The sequence below is a fragment of the Mycobacterium sp. E3247 genome (genome assembly GCF_001667785.1).
In the GTDB taxonomy this organism is placed as follows: Bacteria; Actinomycetota; Actinomycetes; order Mycobacteriales; family Mycobacteriaceae; genus Mycobacterium.
Genome location: NZ_LZJG01000095.1, coordinates 1 through 516, shown reverse-complemented (window position 1 = coordinate 516; position 516 = coordinate 1). Strand labels below are relative to the sequence as shown.

At 60.7% G+C, this 516-nt stretch carries 1 protein-coding gene; it reads right to left on the bottom strand.

From position 1 onward, the window contains the following. Positions 1-516: class I SAM-dependent methyltransferase (locus A9X04_RS05045; RefSeq protein ID WP_156764220.1), on the bottom strand; the 516-nt coding region annotated here is incomplete at both ends.

The following is a 516-nucleotide window of genomic DNA, read 5'->3' as shown; positions in this document are numbered from 1 at the left end:
CGCGTAGTGTTCCCGCAGCAATTGCACTTTTTCAACCGTAAACCCGGCCGCCGGCGCCAATTTCAAAATGTCTTCCTGCGCCGGCAGCTGCCCGCCGGGGAAAATCTCCTTGTAGATGAATCGCGCGAATCGGATGTCGCTCATCGTCAGCGTGATGCCGCGCGCGGGCATTTCTTGCCATTGATACGTCAAAATTGTGTGCAGCAACATCCGGCCGTCGTCGGGAAGGATGCCGTAGGCGCGCTCGAAAAATGCGGGCCAACGTTCGGCCTTGAACGCCTCGAAGGCGCCGATGGTGACAATCCGATCGACTTTGTCGTCGAACTCCTCCCAGCCCTGCAGCCGGACCTCGACGTTGCGCTCGGTCGGAATAGCCGCCAGCCTCGCCTTGCTGTACTCGAACTGGTTGCGGCTGAGCGTGATTCCGATGACGTTGACGTCGAACTTCTCGATCGCCCGTTGCAGTGCTCCGCCCCAGCCGCAGCCGATGTCGAGCAACGTCATCCCCGGCTCGAG